This is a genomic window from Catellatospora sp. TT07R-123 (assembly GCF_018327705.1).
GTDB lineage: Bacteria > Actinomycetota > Actinomycetes > Mycobacteriales > Micromonosporaceae > Catellatospora.
Window position 1 is genome coordinate 1,999,903 of record NZ_BNEM01000002.1, and the last position, 17,879, is coordinate 2,017,781.

20 protein-coding genes are annotated in these 17,879 nt (G+C 72.7%); 3 read left to right on the forward strand and 17 right to left on the reverse strand.

Annotated elements, in window-relative coordinates; genetic code table 11:
• Positions 1–28 precede the first annotated feature (28 nt).
• Entirely contained in the window at positions 29–295 is a 267-nt protein-coding gene (locus Cs7R123_RS28930) for a hypothetical protein (RefSeq protein ID WP_212831059.1), read from the reverse strand.
• 131 nt (positions 296–426) lie between these two features.
• Here Cs7R123_RS28930 and Cs7R123_RS28935 point away from each other — a divergent pair, with 131 nt between their 5' ends.
• Together Cs7R123_RS28935 and Cs7R123_RS28940 are read left to right on the forward strand one after the other, a co-directional pair.
• On the forward strand, positions 427–999 hold the full coding sequence (locus tag Cs7R123_RS28935) for a transcriptional regulator (protein ID WP_212831061.1): 573 nt from the start codon (positions 427–429) through the stop codon (positions 997–999).
• Positions 996–2,249, forward strand: a complete 1,254-nt coding sequence (locus Cs7R123_RS28940) for an MFS transporter (RefSeq protein ID WP_212831063.1) — start codon at positions 996–998, stop codon at positions 2,247–2,249. The genes Cs7R123_RS28935 and Cs7R123_RS28940 overlap by 4 nt, the downstream gene beginning before the upstream one ends.
• A 92-nt stretch (positions 2,250–2,341) precedes the next feature.
• Here Cs7R123_RS28940 and Cs7R123_RS28945 read toward each other — a convergent pair whose 3' ends face one another.
• From Cs7R123_RS28945 to Cs7R123_RS28995, 11 genes are all read right to left on the reverse strand, one after another.
• Positions 2,342–3,049: a dihydrofolate reductase family protein gene (locus tag Cs7R123_RS28945; protein ID WP_212831066.1), complete on the reverse strand. Its 708-nt coding sequence runs from the start codon at positions 3,047–3,049 to the stop codon at positions 2,342–2,344.
• Positions 3,050–3,057: 8 nt separating this feature from the next.
• Positions 3,058–3,948 (reverse strand): dihydropteroate synthase, encoded by an 891-nt coding sequence (folP, locus tag Cs7R123_RS28950; protein ID WP_212831067.1) that lies wholly within the window; start codon positions 3,946–3,948, stop codon positions 3,058–3,060.
• Positions 3,948–6,428 (reverse strand): phenylalanine--tRNA ligase subunit beta, encoded by a 2,481-nt coding sequence (gene pheT / locus Cs7R123_RS28955; RefSeq protein ID WP_212831069.1) that lies wholly within the window; start codon positions 6,426–6,428, stop codon positions 3,948–3,950. The genes folP and pheT overlap by 1 nt, the downstream gene beginning before the upstream one ends.
• 61 nt (positions 6,429–6,489) lie before the next feature.
• Positions 6,490–7,581 carry a phenylalanine--tRNA ligase subunit alpha gene (gene pheS / locus Cs7R123_RS28960; protein WP_212831075.1) on the reverse strand — a complete coding sequence of 364 codons (1,092 nt, stop codon included), beginning with the start codon at positions 7,579–7,581 and terminating at the stop codon, positions 6,490–6,492.
• 370 nt (positions 7,582–7,951) lie between these two features.
• Complete coding sequence (locus Cs7R123_RS28965) at positions 7,952–8,773, reverse strand: TrmH family RNA methyltransferase (RefSeq protein ID WP_374707096.1); 822 nt, start codon at positions 8,771–8,773, stop codon at positions 7,952–7,954.
• Positions 8,770–9,144: a 50S ribosomal protein L20 gene (rplT, locus tag Cs7R123_RS28970; protein WP_212831076.1), complete on the reverse strand. Its 375-nt coding sequence runs from the start codon at positions 9,142–9,144 to the stop codon at positions 8,770–8,772. The genes Cs7R123_RS28965 and rplT overlap by 4 nt, the downstream gene beginning before the upstream one ends.
• An 83-nt stretch (positions 9,145–9,227) precedes the next feature.
• Positions 9,228–9,422 carry a 50S ribosomal protein L35 gene (gene rpmI, locus Cs7R123_RS28975; RefSeq protein WP_212831077.1) on the reverse strand — a complete coding sequence of 65 codons (195 nt, stop codon included), beginning with the start codon at positions 9,420–9,422 and terminating at the stop codon, positions 9,228–9,230.
• Between the two features lie 69 nt (positions 9,423–9,491).
• The gene (gene infC / locus Cs7R123_RS28980) at positions 9,492–10,079 is read right to left on the reverse strand and encodes a translation initiation factor IF-3 (RefSeq protein WP_212834611.1); all 588 of its coding nucleotides are present in this window, start codon (positions 10,077–10,079) and stop codon (positions 9,492–9,494) included.
• 325 nt (positions 10,080–10,404) lie between these two features.
• The gene (locus tag Cs7R123_RS28985; protein ID WP_212831078.1) at positions 10,405–10,845 is read right to left on the reverse strand and encodes a PH domain-containing protein; all 441 of its coding nucleotides are present in this window, start codon (positions 10,843–10,845) and stop codon (positions 10,405–10,407) included.
• 72 nt (positions 10,846–10,917) lie between these two features.
• The gene (hisG, locus tag Cs7R123_RS28990; protein ID WP_212831080.1) at positions 10,918–11,763 is read right to left on the reverse strand and encodes an ATP phosphoribosyltransferase; all 846 of its coding nucleotides are present in this window, start codon (positions 11,761–11,763) and stop codon (positions 10,918–10,920) included.
• Between the two features lie 124 nt (positions 11,764–11,887).
• Positions 11,888–12,151, reverse strand: coding sequence for a phosphoribosyl-ATP diphosphatase (locus Cs7R123_RS28995; protein ID WP_244872209.1), 264 nt, complete (start codon positions 12,149–12,151; stop codon positions 11,888–11,890).
• A gap of 92 nt (positions 12,152–12,243) precedes the next feature.
• On the opposite strand from Cs7R123_RS28995, the gene Cs7R123_RS29000 reads away from it, so the two are divergent.
• A complete protein-coding gene (locus tag Cs7R123_RS29000) occupies positions 12,244–13,191 on the forward strand; it encodes an NADP-dependent oxidoreductase (protein ID WP_244872210.1) in 948 nt (315 codons plus the stop codon).
• Between the two features lie 10 nt (positions 13,192–13,201).
• Here the strand turns inward: Cs7R123_RS29000 and Cs7R123_RS29005 are convergent, their stop codons facing one another.
• The 5 genes from Cs7R123_RS29005 to ribD all read right to left on the reverse strand — a co-directional run bounded on the left by Cs7R123_RS29005 (position 13,202) and on the right by ribD (position 17,802).
• Positions 13,202–14,083 carry a GerMN domain-containing protein gene (locus tag Cs7R123_RS29005; RefSeq protein WP_212831084.1) on the reverse strand — a complete coding sequence of 294 codons (882 nt, stop codon included), beginning with the start codon at positions 14,081–14,083 and terminating at the stop codon, positions 13,202–13,204.
• Positions 14,084–14,313: 230 nt separating this feature from the next.
• The gene (ribH, locus tag Cs7R123_RS29010; protein ID WP_212831085.1) at positions 14,314–14,811 is read right to left on the reverse strand and encodes a 6,7-dimethyl-8-ribityllumazine synthase; all 498 of its coding nucleotides are present in this window, start codon (positions 14,809–14,811) and stop codon (positions 14,314–14,316) included.
• A complete protein-coding gene (locus Cs7R123_RS29015) occupies positions 14,811–16,055 on the reverse strand; it encodes a bifunctional 3,4-dihydroxy-2-butanone-4-phosphate synthase/GTP cyclohydrolase II (RefSeq protein ID WP_212831086.1) in 1,245 nt (414 codons plus the stop codon). The genes ribH and Cs7R123_RS29015 overlap by 1 nt, the downstream gene beginning before the upstream one ends.
• A complete protein-coding gene (locus tag Cs7R123_RS29020; RefSeq protein ID WP_212831087.1) occupies positions 16,052–16,657 on the reverse strand; it encodes a riboflavin synthase in 606 nt (201 codons plus the stop codon). The genes Cs7R123_RS29015 and Cs7R123_RS29020 overlap by 4 nt, the downstream gene beginning before the upstream one ends.
• A 56-nt stretch (positions 16,658–16,713) precedes the next feature.
• Complete coding sequence (gene ribD, locus Cs7R123_RS29025) at positions 16,714–17,802, reverse strand: bifunctional diaminohydroxyphosphoribosylaminopyrimidine deaminase/5-amino-6-(5-phosphoribosylamino)uracil reductase RibD (RefSeq protein WP_374707037.1); 1,089 nt, start codon at positions 17,800–17,802, stop codon at positions 16,714–16,716.
• Positions 17,803–17,879: the final 77 nt, after the last annotated feature.

Consider the following 17,879-nt stretch of genomic DNA (forward strand, 5'->3'; position numbering starts at 1 on the left):
ATTTTCATGCAAGTGAGGTCCGGGTCACTCACTCCGGCGGCGCGGCGCCCACGAGCACCTCGAACAGGCAGGCGCACGCGGCGGCCTCGGTGTCGAAGGACTCGCGCACCTCGTACCGGCCGCGGCCGTACGCGCCGATCTCCCAGCGCGGGCCCGCCTGCCGCAGGAACCAGCACTCGTCCGGCACCGGCACATGCTCATGCACCCCCGGAAGCTGGAACGACTCGGGCGGCTGCCCGGCCTCCAGCAGGGCCAGCGCCAGCTCGTGCCGATCCACGTCCACCCCCGTCGCCACCGCCCGATCGAATCCCGCCTTCCAGCTTGTACTGGATGCCGGGCCCAGGTTGCCCGAACCAGGAGCGACGCGCCGGGAAACTCCCCAACAACTCTTTGACAGTCGCCCGGCCCGCTCCTAGACTCCCCAACATGTCTTTGGGAGACACGGACGACGTCTTCGACGAACCGTCCCTGCGCGAGGTCACCGAGGGGCTGCGGGCCTTCGCCCACCCCATCCGGCTGCGCATGCTGTCCCTGCTCACCGGCGCGGCGATGAGCGCCGCCGAGGTCGCCCGCGAGCTGGACATCACGCATGCCAACGCCAGTTACCACCTGCGGTTGCTGCTTGCCAGCGGCACCATCACCACCGCCGGGGAGGAGCAGGTGCGCGGCGGCCGCGCCAAGCGCTACCGGTACGACCACGACCACGAGCTGAACAGGCCTCCCGGCCGGCCCGACCGAGCGCCCGACCCCGACGGCGCCCGGCTGGTCTACGCCGCGCTCGCCGCCGAGCTGCAACGCCGCGCCCGCGCCATGATCCCCGGCGGAGCCAACTTCCTCACCGACGCCGAGTTGTGGGTCGACCCCGACCAGTGGCGCGAGATCCGCGACCGCGTCGCCGCGGCCGCCGACGACCTGCACCGTATCGCCCAACGCCCCCACACCCCCGGGACGCTGCACGTCAGCGCCACGATCGCCCTGTTCCGGATGGAAGACCGATGACCCTGGCCGCCGCGCTGTCACCCCTGCGCCACTCCGCCTTCCGCAACCTCGCCCTCGGCCGCCTGATCAGCCTGCTCGGCAACGCCGTCGCGCCGATCGCGCTCGCCTTCGCCGTGCTCGACCTGACCCACTCGGCCAGCGACCTGGGCCTGGTCGTCGGCGCCCGCTCGCTGACCAACGTCGCGTTCGTGCTGTTCGGCGGCGTCATCGCCGACCGCCTGCCCCGCCACCTGGTCATGGTCGGCTCCAGCCTGATGGCGGCCGCGACCCAGACCGCCGTCGCCGCACTCGTCCTCACCGGTTCGGCCACCGTGCCGCTGCTGATGGCACTGAGCGCGGTCAACGGCATGGTCAGCGCGTTCTCGCTGCCCGCCACCGCCGCCCTGATGCCGCAGACCGTCCCCGGCGACCTGCTCCAGCAGGCCAACGCGCTCAACCGGCTGGCCGGCAACGGCGCGATGATCGGCGGCGCCGCGCTCGGCGGGGCACTGGTCGCCACCGCCGGGCCCGGCTGGGGCCTGGTCGCCGACGCGGCCACGTTCGCCGTCAGCGCCCTGTTCTTCGCCCTGGTCCGCGTCACCGACGTACGCGACCGCACCGCGCCCCGCGACGGCGTCCTCGCCGAGCTGCGGGTCGGCTGGACCGAGTTCACCTCGCGCAGCTGGGTGTGGATCATCGTGCTGGCGTTCATGGTGCTCAACGCGACCTGGGTCGGCGGTTTCTACGTGCTCGGCCCGGTCGTCGCGGACGGCACCGTCGGGCGCTCCGGGTGGGGCGTGGTGCTGGCCACCGTGACCGCGGGCATGGTCGCCGGGGCGCTGGTCGCGCTGCGGCTCAAGCTGCGGCGGCCGCTGCTGGTCGGATGCGTGTGCATGCTCGCCGAGGTGGTGTTCCTGGTGGCACTGGCCGAGTGGCCCGGGTCGCTGGCGGCGCTGGTCGTGGTCGGGTTCCTCAGCGGGGCGGCGGTGGAGCAGTTCAGCATCGCCTGGGACATGTCCCTCCAGCAGCACATCCCGGCGGACCGGCTGGCGCGGGTGTACGCGTACGACATCCTCGGCTCGATCCTGGCGGTGCCGCTGGGGCAGATCGCGGCCGGACCGGCCGCCGCGGCGATCGGCACGTCGAACGCGCTGCTGGCGGCGGCGGGGATCAACGCGGTGGTGGTGCTGGCGATGATCGCGTCACGCGGGGTACGCAGCCTGCACGGCCCCGCCCCCGCACCCGCCACCCCTGACCCGGTCACCGCGTAACCCACGCGGCCGCGCCGACCGACGCTTCTTCATAAACGTTGGCCTATCTCATCGACTGGACGTAGATCAAAGTCGATGAGATAGGCCAACGTTTATGGGCGGCGGTAGCGCAGGAACAGGTGGGTGCCGTCGGTGAGGGTGTGGGCCAGTTCCAGGCGGCGCGGCGCCGTCCCCGACTCCCCCGCCACGATCCGCGACGCCCCCGGCCCCGCCAGCACGGGGCTCACCGTCAGGCACACCTCGTCCAGCAGATCCGCCGCCGCGAACTGCCCCGCCAGCCTCGGCCCGCCCTCGCAGAGCACCTGCGCCAGCCCGTACCCCCGAAGCCCTGCCACCATCGCCGCCGGTCCGTCGGCCCGCACCACGTCGGCGGCCTCCGCGAACGCCGCGGGGACCACAGCCTCGGCGGAGGTGACCAGCAGCGGCCGCACCGGGGACGTGGTCAGCACGGCCGGGTCCAGGTCGAGGCGGCCGCTGACGACCGCCAGCCGCGGATGCGGCGCCAGCCCGGCCGCCTCCCGCAGCGCGACCAGGGCGTCGCCGATCAGCGCTCCGGTGTACCCCTCGGCGCGGATCGTCCCCGCCCCCACCAGCACCACGTCGGCCTGCGCCCGCAGCAGCCCCAGCAGCGCCTGGTCGGCCGGACTGCCGAGCCCGCCGGAGCGCCCGTCCACGGTCGCCGCGCCGTCCAGCGACGACACCATGTTGAGCCGGACCACCGGCTGCCCGCCGCGCGGATAGGCCGCGAGCAGCCCCCGCTGGTCCAGCTCCTCCTCCGGTACGGGCCACAGCCTGCGCATCGACGTCCTCACATGTTGTGCACGGTGTACGCCGGCGCCCGCCAGCCCATGATCGCCTCGGTCATGCGCACCGCGTCGACGGACTCGGGGATGTTGTGCATGCGCACGATGCGGGCGCCCTCCATGACGCAGACGACCGCGGCCGCGAGGCTGCCGGACAGGCGCTGCTCGCGGGGGCGGTTCAGCGTCTCGCCCACGAAGTCCTTGTTCGACACCGCGGCCAGGCACGGGTAGCCGATCGAGGTGATCTCCGACATGCGCCGGGTCAGTTCGAGGGTGTGGAAGGTGTTCTTGTTCAGGTCGTGGCCCGGGTCGATGACGATCTGCTCGGGCCGTACCCCCCGGTCCAGGGCGACCTGGACGCGGGCCCGCAGGAACGCGGCGATGTCGCCCGCGACGTCGGCGTACTGCGGCTTCGGGAAGTGGGTGCGCGGCTTGGCCAGGCTGTGCGTGATGATCAGCTGGGTGCCGGGGCGCTGGGCGACCAGGTCGGCCAGCGCCGGGTCGTGCAGGCCGGTGGTGTCGTTGACGACGTGCGCGCCCGCCTCCAGGCACGCCTGCGCGACGTCGGCGCGGAACGTGTCCACGCTGATCACCAGGTGCGGGTGCCGCGCGACGGCGGCCTGCACCACCGGCAGCACCCGCGACAGCTCCTGCTCGGCGGGCAGCTCGCCGTCGTTGGGCGAGAACTTCACCCCGCCGATGTCGATCCAGTCCGCGCCGGCGGCGGCCGCGGCATCGACTGCCGCGACCGCCTTGTCCAGCGCGTACGTGGCCCCCTGGTCGTAGAACGAGTCAGGGGTCCGGTTCACCACCGCCATGACCGCGACCTCGCGGTCGAAGTCGAACTCGCGTCCGGCGATGACCCGCTTCGGGGCGATCAGTTCGGGGATGAACATCAGGCGCCGCGCAGCACCGCGCCGAACCGCTCGGCCGTGACCGCCACGGCGGCGTCGCGCGCGGCGACGGCCTCCTCGACGGTCAGCGTCCGGTCCGGCGCCCGGAAGGTCAGCTTGTACGCCAGGGACCGCTGGTCGGCCCCGAGCTGCTCCGACGTGTACACGTCGAACAGCCGCACCGACTCCAGCAGCGGACCGGCGCCCTCGGTCAGCGCCGCCTCGACCTGCGCCGCAGGCACCGAGGCCGACAGCACCAGCGCCACGTCGATCAGCGCGGGCGGGTACGTCGAGAACACCGGCGGCGGGGTCGTGCCCGGCAGCGGCACCGCGTCCAGGTCCAGCTCCATCGCGCAGGCCCGCTTGGGCAGGTCCAGCGCGGTGCACACGGCCGGGTGCAGCTCGCCCGCGTGGCCGACCACGACACCGTCCACGGCGATCGCGGCGCAGCGGCCCGGGTGCCACGGCGCCTTCTCGGCGGCGGCGACCGTCACCGACGCGGCGGGCACCGCGGCGGCCGACAGCACGTCGCGCGCGGCCTGCACGGCGTCGGACCACGACGCCGCCCGGCCCGCGCCCCACCAGCCGGAACGCTCGAACTCGCCGCACAGCACCGCGGCGACGCGCCACGGCTGGGCGGGGACGCTGGCGTTGGCCTTCTCCCACAGCGCGGGGTCGGGCCGCCCGGCCACGCCCAGCACCGGCGGGACGCCGGCCGACAGGTCGGGCAGGAAGACCAGGCCCTGCTCGTACAGGGCGAGGTCGCGCTGACCGCGGCCGACGTTGCGCCGCAGCGCCGCCAGCAGCGGGGGCAGCAGACTGGTCCGCATCAGCGGTTCCTCGTCCGACAGCGGGTTGGCCAGCTTCACGCCGTCCGTGGGCAGGCCCAGGGTCGCCAGCACCGAGGCGGAGACGAACGGGTACGACAGCACCTCGACGTACCCCTGCTCGGCCAGCGCCCGGCCCACGGTCCGCTTGCGCCGCTGCGACGGGGTGAGGCCGTTGCCGGGCGGGGCGATCGGCAGCGTGCTGGGCACGTTCTCGAACCCGTCCAGGCGCACCACCTCCTCGACCAGGTCCGCGGTCTCGCGCAGGTCGGGGCGCCACGACGGCGGGATGACGTCGACGTGGTCGTCGTACACGGCCGTGTCGCAGCCGATCTCGGTGAGCAGGTCGCCGACGCGGTCCACGGAGTAGTCCACGCCGATCAGGCGGCTGGCCCGGTCGCCGGGCATGGAGATCATGACCGGTGCGGGGACGTGGTCGATGTCGAGGACGTCGGCACCGGCCTGGCCGCCGCCGTGCTCGACCAGCAGCGACACCGCGCGCTCGATCGCGACCAGGCACAGCTGCCGGTCGACGCCGCGCTCCCAGCGCTTGGCCGCCTCGCTGAACAGCCTGTGCCGCCGCGCGGTCCGGCCGACCATCGTCGGGTCCCAGTGCGCGGCCTCGAACAGCACGTTGGCCGTGCCGTCGACGACCTCGGAGGTCTGCCCGCCCATGACGGCGGCCAGCGACACGGGCCCCGTGTCGTCGCAGATCACCATGTCCTCGGCGGAGAGGACGCGGGCCTGGCCGTCGAGCGTGGTCAGCTTCTCGCCCTCGGTGGCGCGGCGCACGACGAGGCCGCCGGTGATCCGGTCGGCGTCGAAGGCGTGCATCGGCTGGCCCAGCTCCAGCATCACGTAGTTGGTGATGTCGATCGCCAGGCCGAGGGTGCGGACGCCCGCGGTGAGCAGCCGCTTGGCCATCCAGGCCGGGGTCGGCGCGGCCGGGTCGATGCCGCGCACCTGGCGGGCGGCGAACCGGTCGCAGCCCTCGGTGTCGAGCACCGTCACCGGCCAGGCCGGGGTCGCGGTGGCACCGGGCGCGGCGCCCAGGCCCGGGTCGCGGAACGGCACCTTGAAGGCGTGCGCCAGCTCGCGGGCCAGGCCGCGCACCGACATCTGGTAGCCGCGGTCGGGGGTGACCGTGACGTGCACCTCGATGTCGTCCAGGCCGACGACCGCGCGGGCGTCGTCGCCGACCGCCGCGTCGACCGAGGTCGGCAGGATGATGATGCCGTCGTGGTCGCCGGACAGGCCCAGCTCCGCGGCGGAGCAGATCATGCCGTGCGAGTTGCGGCCGTACGTCTTGCGCGCGCCGATCTCGAACCCGCCGGGCAGCACGCCGCCGGGCAGGATCACCACGACGAGGTCGCCCTCGGCGAAGTTGCGGGCACCGCAGATGATCTCCTGCGGTGCGCCGGTGCCGTTGGCCTGGCCGACGTCGACGGTGCAGAACCGGATCGGCTTCTTGAACCCGGTCAGCTCCTCGACGGTCAGCACCTTGCCGACCACGAGCGAGCCCTGCACCGAGTGCCGCTGGTCGTGGATCTCCTCGACCTCGATGCCGAGGTTGTTGAGCGCGAGGTCGAGGTCCGCCGCGGTGAGGTCGGCGGGCAGATCGACATACTCCCGCAGCCAGGAAAGACCAACCTTCATCGCGCACCTCGCGTCTCGTCGTGGTGGAGGGGCAGGCAGCGCGTAGCGCCGGTCACCTTCATCAGTGCACCTCCATGCCGAACGCGCGGGTGAAGCGCACGTCGCCCTCGATCATTTCCCGCATGTCGCTCAGCCCGTTGCGGAACATCAGCGTCCGCTCGATACCCATGCCGAAGGCGAAGCCCGAGTACTCGCCGGGGTCGATGCCGCAGGCGCGCAGCACGTTCGGGTTGACCATGCCGCAGCCGCCCCACTCGACCCAGCGCGGGCCGTCGCGGTGCTCGGCGAACCAGACGTCGAACTCGGCCGACGGCTCGGTGAACGGGAAGTAGTGCGGCCGCCACCGGGTGCGCGCGTCCGGGCCGAACATCGCGCGGGCGAAGTGGTCCAGCGTGCCCTTGAGGTGGGCCATGGTGATGCCCTTGTCCACGACCAGGCCCTCGACCTGGTGGAACACCGGCGAGTGGGTCGCGTCGAGCTCGTCGGTGCGATAGACCCGGCCCGGCACCACCACGTAGATGGGGGGCTGGCGCGTCAGCATGGTGCGGGCCTGCACGGGCGAGGTGTGGGTACGCAGCACCAGACCGGACTCCGTCGCCCCGGTGGCCGACTGGGCGGCCTGCACCCAGAACGTGTCCATCAGGCCGCGGGCAGGGTGGTCCGGGGAGATGTTGAGGGCGTCGAAGTTCGCCCACTCCAGCTCGACCTCGGGGCCCTCGGCGATCTCGTAGCCCATGCCGACGAACAGGTCGCCTACCCGCTCCATCAGCGTGGTCAGCGGGTGGCGGGCGCCGCGCGGGCGGCGGTCCCAGGGCAGGGTCACGTCGACGCGCTCGGTGGCCAGCACCCGCTGCGCCTGCTCCACCTCGAGCACCGCCAGGCGCTCATCGTAGGCGGCCTGCACGGCGGTGCGGGCCTGGTTCACGTGCTTGCCCGCGTCGGCCTTGGCGGCCGGGGGCAGCGCGCCGATCTCGCGGCGGGCCAGCGACACCGCGGAACGGTCGCCCAGGTGCGCGGCCTTCTGCACGGCGAGTGCGTCCAGATCGGATGCTTCGGCGAACGCCTTGGCCGCCGCGGCGACGGCGTCGTCGAGGGCGGTGGGATCGAGCATCGCGACCTGCTTCGGGTCGTACGGATCGTGACGGTATGTCATCAGAACTCCAGATCGGCAACCGGGACAGTCTAGGCGCGTGGCTCAGCCACGACGCGCGCGGCTTCGCCGCAGCCCACCGGTGCGGATCTCAGGAGGAGAGGAGCTGAGCGCAGTCAGTCCCGCCGCCCGCCACCGGCGGGCCGACTAAAGGAGAGGCGCTCTGTCACGCCCCACACGATACCGCCCGCCGCGCGCCGCGCGCACCCGCCTTCGCGCCCCGCCCTCGCCGCCCCGCGCCCCCGCCCCCGCCGGGTGGGGCGGTGCAGTTTCGGGGAAAGTGCTGGAATTTTGGCCGGGATTCGTGCAGTTTCCCCGAAACTGCACCCACCCGCGGCCCCGCCCACGGCCGCACCCGCGGCCGCGGGCGGGGTCAGCGGCGGTGGGCGCGGGCCGAGGCGTAGAGGCAGACCGCGGCGGCGGCGGCGAGGTTCAGGCTCTCGGCACGGCCGTGGATCGGCACCCGGACGGCGGTGTCGGCGGCGTCGCGCAGCTCGTCGGGCAGGCCGTGGGCCTCGGAGCCGAACAGCCAGGCGGTGGGCGCGGCCAGCGAGCCGTCGTCGATCAGGTCGTCGAGGTCGGCGGCCCCGTAGCCGGAGGTGGCCAGGGTGCGCAGGCCCGCCCCGCGCAGCGCGGCCAGGGTGGCGGCGGCGTCGGGGGCGCGTACCACGTCGAGGTGGAACAGGCTGCCTGCCGAGGAGCGCACGCACTTGGGGTTGTACGGGTCGACCGCGTCCCCGGCGAACACGACCGCGTCGGCTCCGGCGGCGTCGGCCGTACGCAGCACCGTGCCGGCGTTGCCGGGGTCGCGGATCTCGACCGCCACCGCGACGAGCCTCGGCCGCTTGGCCAGCGCCGCGTCGAGGGGGATGTCGAGCAGGTCGCAGACTGCGACGACGCCCTGCGGCACCACGGTGTCGGCCAGGGCGTCCATCGCGTCGTCGGTGACGACGGAGAACGGCTCGCCGTGCAGCAGTTCGCGGTGGCGGGTGCGGCCGGACTCGGTGACGAACAGCTCGCGTACGGCACCGGCGGCCAGCGCCTCGCGGACCGCCTGCGGCCCCTCGGCCAGGAAACGCCCGGCCTTGTCCCGGTCGCGGCGGCGGTGCAGTTTGACCGCGGAAACGACCCGGGGAGTCCGCTGTGTGAACAGCGGATCCCCGGGTCGGAAGTGGTGCTGGGTCACCGGGATCAGGCGGCGGCCTGGGCCTCGGTCACGGCCTTCTTGGCGACCGCGACGATGCCGGCGAACGCCGCCTCGTCGTTGACGGCCAGGTCGGCGAGGATCTTGCGGTCCACCTCGACACCGGCGAGCTTGAGGCCCTGGATGAGGCGGTTGTAGGTCATGCCGTTGGCGCGAGCGCCCGCGTTGATGCGGGTGATCCACAGCTGCCGGAAGTCGCCCTTGCGGTCCTTGCGGTCCCGGTAGGCGTACTGCATCGAGTGGAGGATCTGCTCCTTCGCCTTGCGGTACAGGCGGGAGCGCTGGCCCCGGTAGCCGCTGGCGGCCTCGAGCAGGGTACGGCGCTTCTTCTGGGCGTTGACCGCCCGCTTGACGCGTGCCATTCGTCTTCTCCTTGGTAGGTCTGCGTGTGGAACCGGCGTGGGTCGGTGTCGCTACCGGTTCCGCCCGTTTCGTTTGGCGCGCGTCAGCGGCCGAGCATCTTCTTGATGCGCTTGAGGTCGGGCTTGGCAACCTCAACCGTGCCGCTCAGGCTGCGGGTCTCCTTGGAGGCCTTGACCTCCAGGCGGTGGCGCAGGCCCGTCTGCTGGCGAACGATCTTGCCGGAGCCGGTCACACGGACCCGCTTGCCCATGCCAGTGTGGCTCTTCATCTTCGGCATCTCGAGGTTCTCCCCTGTTACTTAGTGGCCGCTCGGCGGGGGCCGGGCGGCTGGTGCCTCATCGAGGCGTCAGGCCTGCGCCGTCGGCTCGACGACCGTCTCGACGGTCTCGTCCGCCTCGGGCAGCGCACCGTCTTCACCCTTGCGGGCGCCGGCGACCTTGCTACCGCGGTGCGGTGCCAGCACCATGATCATGTTCCGGCCGTCCTGCTTCGCCGACGACTCGACGAAACCGACCTCGGCGACCTCTTCCTCGAGCTTGCGCAGGAGCCGGAAGCCCAGCTCCGGGCGGCTCTGCTCGCGGCCACGGAACATGATCGTCACTTTGACCTTGTCCCCGGCCTTGAGGAATCGCACGACGTGACCCTTCTTGGTCTCGTAGTCGTGCGAGTCGATCTTCGGTCGGAGCTTCATCTCCTTGATGACCGTCTGCTGCTGGTTACGCCGGGCTTCACGGGCCTTGAGCGCGCTCTCGTACTTGAACTTGCCGAAGTCCATGAGCTTGCAGACCGGCGGGCGTGCCATGGGCGCAACCTCGACCAGGTCCAGGTCGACGTCGGCGGCCAGCTGCAGGGCGCGCTCGAGCGGGACGATGCCCACCTGCTCACCCTCAGGGCCGACCAGTCGGACCTCTCGTGCCCGGATCTGATCGTTGATGCGTGGCTCGACGCTGATGTGGCCTCCTCAAATCGTGTTCCACGCCCTCGGACCACACCCGGGGACGTGCTTGGCGTCTGACCGAAAGCAGAAGGCCCAGGCATATGCCTGGGCCCGCTCGACCGGTCAATGCGCACGCCAAGTGCACAACCTGAGCTCAGGACGGAGAACGCCCCTACCAGGTGACCGGACCCGGCTCGCTCAAGGCGATCGGGTGGGAGCAGGCGCCCCGCTTGTCGTGGACTCCTACCGGTGCTCTCGCACGGCACAGCCCACAGGTCGACCTGCCAAGGTTAACACACGCTGAGAGCAGGCCCCGCCGGGGTCAGGCGGTCCGGGCCGCGGCGTGCAGGCGGCGCAGCTCCTGGATCGCCGCCAGGGCGTGCTTCTTGTCGACGGCCTGCACGGCCAGCACCGACACGGTGTCGTCGTTCTCCAGCTCCAGGCTCAGCCACGGCTGGTTGCGCTCCAGCCGGATGGCGCGCACGGCACCCCACGGCAGCTCGTACGCCCCGATGATGTTGCGGACCCGGATGCTCGCCGCGTCGGCCTGCACCCGGGGCCGGGCCAGCGACAGGATGCCGAGCCCGAACACGATGCCCAGCCCGACCATGGCGGCCTGGTCGCCGGTGCGGAACACGCCGTGGCCGACCGTGGTCAGCGCGGTGCCGATCACCGCGAACAGCAGGGCCACCGCGACCGCGGCGGCGATCGCCACGGTGCGGGTGCGCCGGGGCCGGAAGGTCACAGCCTGCACGTCAGTCACGCGACGAGTCTGGCACACGCACCGCCCGGCCGGGCGCGGGCAGGTGCCCGGCCGGGCGGTGCGTGGGCACGGTCACAGGCGGCAGGCGTGGATGTCGGTCACCAGGATGGCGCGGGCGCCGATCTCGTACAGCTCGTCCATGATCCGGTGCACCTCGCCGCGCAGCACCATCGCCTGCACCGCCACCCAGCCCTCGCGGTGCAGCGGCGACACGGTCGGCGACTCGATCCCGGGGGTCAGCGCCACGGCCCGGTCGAGCTGGTCGGCGCGCACGTCGTAGGCGAGCATCACGTACCGGCGGGCCACCAGCACGCCCTGGAGGCGGCGCAGCAGCTGGCCGACGGCGCCGTTGCGCCCGGCGTCCACCCGGCCGATCAGCACCGCCTCGGAGACCAGGATCGGGTCGCCCAGCGGGACCAGCCCGGCCTGGCGCAGCGTGGCACCGGTCTCGACCACGTCGGCGATGGCGTCGGCCACGCCCAGGCGCACCGCGTTCTCCACCGCCCCGTCGAGCTTGACGATGTCCGCCTTGATCTCGTGCTGGTCCAGGTAGCGCGCGACGACCCCCGGAAACGCGGTGGCGACCCGCCGCCCGCCCAGATCCGAGTGGTCACGCACCGACTCCGGCGGCGCCGCGAACCGGAACGTCGCCCGCGCGAACCCCAGCGCCAGCAGCTCGGCCACCGGCGACCCGGAGTCCACCAGCAGATCCTGCCCGGTCACCCCGAGATCAAGATCCCCCGACCCCACATAAGTGGCGATGTCCCGAGGCCGCAGATAGAAGAACTCGACATCATTGTCCGCATCCACGCAGACCAGATCGCGGTCATCCCCCCGCTGCCGATACCCCGCCTCTTTGAGCATCTCGGTAGCCGGCCGGGACAACGTCCCCTTATTCGGAACAGCAATACGCAGCATCTGTCTCGTCAACCCATCTCATAGCTCACGTCACGATGAGTTGATCATGAAGTTATGGGCGCGACACACCGTCGAACCGCGCCATAAGTTCATGATCAACCGGAAGGGGGTGTGGTGGCGCGACCTACAGATGTCGGTAGACGTCCTTCAGGGACAGGTTGGCTGCCAGCATCAGGACCTGGGTCTGGTAGAGAAGCTGGGAGATCTCTTCGGCGGCTCGGTCGGGGCCCTCATGCTCTGCCGCCATCCAGCTCTCGGCCGCCTCCTCGACGACCTTCTTGCCGACCGCGTGCACGCCGGCGCGGACCGCCTTCACCGTGCCGGAGGCCGGGTCGCCCGCGGCCACCTTGGCCTGCAGCTCCTCGAACAGCTCCTCGAACGTCTTCACGCCCGACATTCTGCCCGACCGCCGCGCGGCACCCCCGCCCAGCCCGGCCGCGTCGGCACATGCTGGGACGATCCAGCGAGGATCATGGGGGTATGACCGAACGCATGCTCGCCATCCGCCAGGACGCCCTCGGCGGACCCGAGGTGCTGCGCCTGGCCGAGGTGGACCGCCCCCACCTGCGCCCCACCGAGGTGCTGGTGCGGGTGCACGCCGCCGGGGTCAACCCGGTCGACTGGAAGGTGCGCCGCCGCGGCGGCGCGTTCGGGGACCCGCCGTTCACGGTCGGCTGGGACGTCAGCGGAGTCGTCGAGCAGATCGGACCGGGCGTGACCCGCTTCGACGTCGGCGACGAGGTGTTCGGCATGCCCCGCTTCCCGATGGCCGCCGGGGCGTACGCCCAGTACGTCACCTCGCCGTCGCGCCAGCTCGCCCGCAAACCCGCCGGGCTGGACCACGTGCACGCCGCCGCGCTGCCGCTGGCGGCGCTCACCGCCTGGCAGGCCCTGGTCGACACCGCCGACGTGCGGCCCGGCCAGCGGGTGCTGGTGCACGCCGCCGCGGGCGGGGTCGGCCACCTGGCCGTCCAGATCGCCAAGGCGCGCGGGGCGTACGTGCTGGGCACCGCCCGCGAGGCCAAGCACGGGCTGCTGCGCGAACTGGGCGTCGACGAGCCGATCGACTACACCTCGGTCGACTTCGAGCAGGCCGCCCGCGACGTCGACGTGGTGCTCGACACCATCGGCGGCGACTACGAGGACCGCTCGCTGCGTACGCTGCGCCCCGGCGGGATCCTCGTCGGCATCCTCAACGCCGGGACCGCCGACCAGACCCGCGCCAAGGCCGCCGCCCTGGGCGTACGCGGCACCGGCCTGCTCGTCGAACCCGACCACACCGCGCTGGAGGCCGTCGCGGACCTCGTCGAGGCCGGCCGGCTGCACCCGGTGGTGGCGGCGACGTTCCCGCTGGCCGAGGCGGCCCGCGCGCACGAACTCGGCGAGGCGGGCCGCACCAGCGGCAAGATCGTGCTGACGGTGGACTAGCGCGGACGCGCTAGCGGACCGTCACCGTGTGGTTGTCCAGGTGCTGCCGGGAGCTGTCGTTGGCGGAGATCTCGAACGCCTCGACGACGTACGTCCCCGGCTCCAGCGTGATCGTCACCTTGGCCTCGCCCTGCGCGGGCTTGCCCGCCGACAGGGTCACCGCGCCGTGCTTGACGACCGTCGAACCGCGCCGGATCTCGTAGTTGACCGTCGCCTCGAACACCATCCCGGCCAGGTGCAGGGTGAACTCGCGGCCGACCACGGCGCCGTGCTGGGGGTCGATCAGCCATACCGCCAGCAGGGTGTCGGCGGCCTCGGCGCGGCGCACCGGATCGTGGATGTCGACGTGGCCCCACAGCTCGTCGGCGCGGGCGCCGTCGAGCAGGACGCGCACCGCGGGCTTGCCGCTCGCGGCGGTCGCCGTCCACACCAGCTGCTGCACGGCCTGGACCGAGCCGAGGCTGCCCGCGCCGTTGACCGCCGCGCCGGACAGGTCGACGGTCACCGTGTCGCCCTCGACCGATGTGGCCCGCACCCGCGCGCTCGCGGGCCACAGGCTGCTGTAGTCGGGGTCGTACGCCGTGCGCCCGTCGAGCATCTCCGTGACCGCCGCCCTGGTCCGGGCGGCCGGGGAGCCGTCGCCGACCGGCAGCCGGTGGAACTCGCGCACCAGCTTCGGGTCGCCCTTGTCGCTGGCCAGGTAGTAGACGGCCAGCGCACCGGCCGGTGCCGTCGTCGCACCCGGATCGGTGGTGGGACCGGGGGCGCTCGCCGAGGCGGCCGGGCCGCCCGGGGAAGCGGGCGGGGTGGTGGGGCCGGGCGTGGAGGGTGTGCACGCCGCGAGGAGCGCGACCAGGATCAGCGGCAGCAGGCGGAGCCGATGGACCGACATCCCTCAGGTGTACGCCCGCCCCGCAACCCCCACCAGTCCCCGATCAGCCGACGCGGCCCTGACCCCGGTGCCGCCACGCTTCGACGCTGGCCTATCCAGTGGGCTGACCGCGTCCCGTGGACCGACCGCGCCGCATAGCATCGACGCTGGCCTATCTGGAGGACAGTTGATCACTGTCAGTCCTCTAGATAGGCCAGCGTCGATGACAAGCGGGGTCCGGGGGCGACGGGTCAGGCGAAGCCGACGGTGCGGTTCCGGCGGTTGACCTCGCGCAGCGCGATCGCGGCGTCCAGGGCCGCGACGACCGCGCCCCAGCCCTTGTCCTCGCTCGATTCCGGCAGCCCCGCCCGGTCGCGGGCCTGCGCCACGTTGTCGACGGTCAGCACGCCGTGCGCGACCGGCGTGGACTCGTCCAGCGCCACCCGGGTCAGGCCGTCGGTGACCGACTGGCTGACGTACTCGAAGTGGGCGGTCTCGCCGCGGATGACCACGCCGAGGGCGACCACCGCGTCGTGGCGGCGGGCCAGGGCCTGGGCCACCACGGGCAGCTCGACCGAGCCCGCCACGTGCGCGACGACGACCTCGTCCACGCCGCAGGCCTTGGCGGCGGCCTGCGCCCGGTCGAGCATCTGCTCGACCAGGTCGGCGTGCCAGCGGGTGGCGACGATGCCCAGGCTCAGCCCGGCCGCGTCGACGGTGGAGAGTTCGGGGGCGCCGTGACCGGCCATCAGCTCAGCCCTTCCAGGTCGTCCAGGCCGGACAGGTCCAGGTCGTGACCCATCCGGTCGCGCTTGGTGCGCAGGTACTTCAGGTTCTCCGGGTGCGGGCGGACCGGCATGGTCTCCCGCCCGACCACGCGCAGGCCGTACCCTTCCAGCCCGGCCCGCTTGGCCGGGTTGTTGGTGAGCAGCCGCATGGTGCGTACGCCCAGGTCGTAGAGGATCTGCGCGCCAGTGCCGTAGTCGCGGGCGTCGGCGGGCAGCCCCAGGTCGAGGTTGGCGTCGACGGTGTCGCGCCCGGCGTCCTGCAGCTGGTACGCCTGGAGCTTGTGCAGCAGCCCGATGCCGCGCCCCTCGTGCCCGCGCACGTAGAGCACCACGCCACGGCCCTCCTGGGCGACGCGCTGCATGGCCGCGTGCAGCTGCGGTCCGCAGTCGCAGCGCACCGAGGCGAACACGTCGCCGGTCAGGCACTCCGAGTGCACCCGGACCAGCACCTCCTCGCCGTCGCCGATGTCGCCGTAGACCAGCGCGACGTGCTCGGCGTTGTCATGCGCGGCGTGGTAGCCCACGGCGGTGAAGTCGCCGAACTCGGTGGGCAGGCGGGCCTCGACGACCCGGGTGACCAGCTGCTCGGTGCGGCGCCGGTACGCGATGAGGTCGGCGATGCTGATCAGCACCAGCTCATGCTTCGCCGCGAACGCGGTGAGGTCGCCCAGCCGCATCATGGTGCCGTCGTCGTTGACCATCTCGCAGATCGCGGCGGCCGGGTGCAGGCCGGCGAGCTGGGCCAGGTCGACGCCGGACTCGGTGTGCCCGGGGCGGCGCAGCACGCCGCCGGCCTTGGCGCGCAGCGGCACCACGTGCCCGGGGCGGGCCAGGTCGGCCGAGCGGGTCTGCGGGTCGCCGAGCAGGCGCAGCGTGCGGGCTCGGTCGGCGGCGGAGATGCCGGTGGACACGCCCTCGCGGGCGTCGACGGTCACGCAGTACGCGGTGCCGCGGCGGTCCTGGTTGGTGTAGTACATCGGCGGCAGGTCGAGGCGGTCGGCCTCGTCCTCGGTGACGGCGACGCAGATGTAGCCCGAGGTGTACCGCACCGTGAACGCGACCAGCTCCGGCGTGGCCATCTCGGCCGCGAAGATCAGGTCGCCCTCGTTCTCGCGGTCCTCGTCGTCCACGACGATGACGGGCTTGCCCGCCTTGATCGCCGCGATCGCGTCCTCGATCGAGTCCAGTCCCCTGCGCCCGCTCATGCCTTGTCCTTCAGGTGCGGCGCGACCAGCTTCTCGACGTATTTGGCGATCACATCGACCTCCAGGTTCACCTGCGCGCCGGGGCCCTTGCGGCCGAGCGTGGTGAGCTCCAGCGTGGTGGGGATGAGGCTCACCGTGAACGACTCGTCGTCGACCGCGACCACGGTCAGGGAGATGCCGTCGACGGTGATGGACCCCTTCTCCACGATGTACCGCGACAGGCCGGCCGGGAGCAGGATCCGGACATCCTCCCAGCCGCCGCCGGGCTGCTTGGAGGCGATGGTGCCGACCCCGTCGACGTGGCCCTGCACGATGTGGCCGCCGAGCCGGGTGTGGGCGCTGACCGCCCGCTCCAGGTTGACCCGGTCGCCGGGGGCGATGCCGCCCAGCGAGCTGCGGTCGAACGTCTCCTTCATCACCTCGGTGTCGAAGGTGTCGCCGTCGGTGGACACGACGGTCAGGCAGACGCCGTTGACCGCGATGGAGTCGCCGTGGCGCGCGTCGGTCACCACGAGCGGACCGCGTACGGTCAGCACGGCGCCGTCGCCCTGCCAGGTGAGGCCCAGCACCTCGCCGAGTTCTTCCACGATGCCGGTGAACACTGGCCCTCCTATGCCGCTGCGTCGCGGCGGTCCTCGTCTGGCGTCCCTGGGGGACGTTAAAGGTTGCCGCTGTCCGCACTCACCCGCGGACGTGCGGTGAGCCGGAGATCCGGCCCGACCCGGTCAACATCTAACACTTCCAGATCGATGGCGTCCGTGACCGTTGTCACGCCCGCCCCGACCAGGGCGGCGGGTCCGTCGCCGAGCAGTTTCGGCGCGACATACGACACGATCAGGTCTACCAGACCGGCGGCGAGGAAGGCACCGGCCAGGTGCGGGCCGCCCTCCAGCAGGACGCTGCGGATCCCCCGGTGGTGCAGTTCACGCAGGACCGCGCGCAGGTCGAGGCGGCCGTCGGGGCCGGCCCCGAGCAGGGCGGTGGTGGCGATCAGGGTCGGCGCGGCGCTGTCGCGCACGCGGGCGTCGGCGGGGGTACGACCGTGCGAGTCGATCACGACCCGCAGCGGCTGCCGGATGGCCAGGCTGCCGGTGCGCAGGTCGCGGGCGGTGAGCCGGGGGTCCTCGGCCAGCACGGTGCCCACGCCGATCATGATCGCGTCGACGGTGCCGCGCAGCCGGTGCACGTCCATCCGCGCGGCCTCGGACGTGATCCACATGCTGCTGCCGTCGGCGGCCGCCGCGCGCCCGTCCATGGTCGCGGCGGTCTTCCAGATCAGGTACGGCCGGCCGCGCCGCACCGAGGTCAGCCACGCGATGTTGCCGTCCTCGGCCTCGGCGGCGCGGACCCCGACGATCACCTCGACCCCGGCGTCGCGCAGCGTCTGCGCACCCCCGGCGGCCAGCGGGTTGGGGTCGACCACGGCGATCACGACCCGGGCCACGCCCGCGCGGACCAGCGCCTCGCTGCACGGGCCGGTGCGCCCGGTGTGGTTGCACGGCTCCAGGGTCACCACCGCGGTGCCGCCCTTGGCCTTCTCCCCGGCCTGGGCCAGGGCCACGATCTCGGCGTGCGGGCCGCCCGCGTACGCGTGGAAGCCTTCGCCGACCACCTGGCCGGACCCGTTCAGGATGACGCAGCCGAACACCGGGTTGGGGCTGGTGGCGCCCAGACCACGCGCGGCGAGCTCGATCGCGCGCGCCATCGCCTTGTCCTCGGCCGGGCTGACCATGGGCTGTTGCCCCATCCGTGCTCGCTCCTCCCAAAGCAGCCCGCCGTGGCTCGCGGCGCGGGCACGCCGAGGGCGCTGGCGGGAGGCCAGTG

Excerpts from the sequence above, each read along its gene's own strand:
- Cs7R123_RS29015 (WP_212831086.1), bottom strand. The coding sequence starts at position 16,055 with ATGAGCGGGCGCAGGGGACTGGACTCGATCGAGGACGCGATCGCGGCG.
- folP (WP_212831067.1), bottom strand. The coding sequence starts at position 3,948 with ATGTTCATCCCCGAACTGATCGCCCCGAAGCGGGTCATCGCCGGACGC.
- Cs7R123_RS29000 (WP_244872210.1), top strand. The coding sequence starts at position 12,244 with ATGACCGAACGCATGCTCGCCATCCGCCAGGACGCCCTCGGCGGACCC.
- hisG (WP_212831080.1), bottom strand. The coding sequence starts at position 11,763 with ATGCTGCGTATTGCTGTTCCGAATAAGGGGACGTTGTCCCGGCCGGCT.
- pheT (WP_212831069.1), bottom strand. The coding sequence starts at position 6,428 with ATGAAGGTTGGTCTTTCCTGGCTGCGGGAGTATGTCGATCTGCCCGCC.
- ribD (WP_374707037.1), bottom strand. The coding sequence starts at position 17,802 with ATGGGGCAACAGCCCATGGTCAGCCCGGCCGAGGACAAGGCGATGGCG.
- Cs7R123_RS28940 (WP_212831063.1), top strand. The coding sequence starts at position 996 with ATGACCCTGGCCGCCGCGCTGTCACCCCTGCGCCACTCCGCCTTCCGC.
- Cs7R123_RS28945 (WP_212831066.1), bottom strand. The coding sequence starts at position 3,049 with ATGCGCAGGCTGTGGCCCGTACCGGAGGAGGAGCTGGACCAGCGGGGG.
- rpmI (WP_212831077.1), bottom strand. The coding sequence starts at position 9,422 with ATGCCGAAGATGAAGAGCCACACTGGCATGGGCAAGCGGGTCCGTGTG.
- pheS (WP_212831075.1), bottom strand. The coding sequence starts at position 7,581 with ATGACATACCGTCACGATCCGTACGACCCGAAGCAGGTCGCGATGCTC.
- rplT (WP_212831076.1), bottom strand. The coding sequence starts at position 9,144 with ATGGCACGCGTCAAGCGGGCGGTCAACGCCCAGAAGAAGCGCCGTACC.
- ribH (WP_212831085.1), bottom strand. The coding sequence starts at position 14,811 with ATGGCCGGTCACGGCGCCCCCGAACTCTCCACCGTCGACGCGGCCGGG.
- Cs7R123_RS28935 (WP_212831061.1), top strand. The coding sequence starts at position 427 with ATGTCTTTGGGAGACACGGACGACGTCTTCGACGAACCGTCCCTGCGC.
- Cs7R123_RS29005 (WP_212831084.1), bottom strand. The coding sequence starts at position 14,083 with ATGTCGGTCCATCGGCTCCGCCTGCTGCCGCTGATCCTGGTCGCGCTC.